The sequence below is a fragment of the Streptomyces sp. P9(2023) genome, from assembly GCF_032436795.1.
Lineage (GTDB): Bacteria > Actinomycetota > Actinomycetes > Streptomycetales > Streptomycetaceae > Streptomyces.
Genome location: NZ_JAUPWM010000456.1, coordinates 1 through 273, shown reverse-complemented (window position 1 = coordinate 273; position 273 = coordinate 1). Strand labels below are relative to the sequence as shown.

Below are 273 nucleotides of genomic sequence, written 5' to 3'. Positions count from 1 at the left end.
TTTAAGAACGTCCAATTTATTGTTACTACGCATAGTCCTCAAGTACTTACCACTGTTCATGCAGAATCAATCCGAATTATTTCTGCCGATGAAAGTGAAGCAAAACTATTAACAGGAACTAGTACTTATGGCTCTGAAAGTACAAGAATGTTGGAAGACGTCTTGGGAGGCAATATTCGACCTCAACACATTGATATTGTCAAAAAGCTAAATCGTTATACGGAATTGGTAGAAGCTGACCAATGGGATACAGATGAAGCGTTAGAGCTTAAA

1 pseudogene is annotated in these 273 nt (G+C 37.7%); it reads left to right on the top strand.

The window, feature by feature from the left end:
- Positions 1 to 273: pseudogene (locus tag Q5762_RS38355) on the top strand (hypothetical protein); the annotation flags it as partial.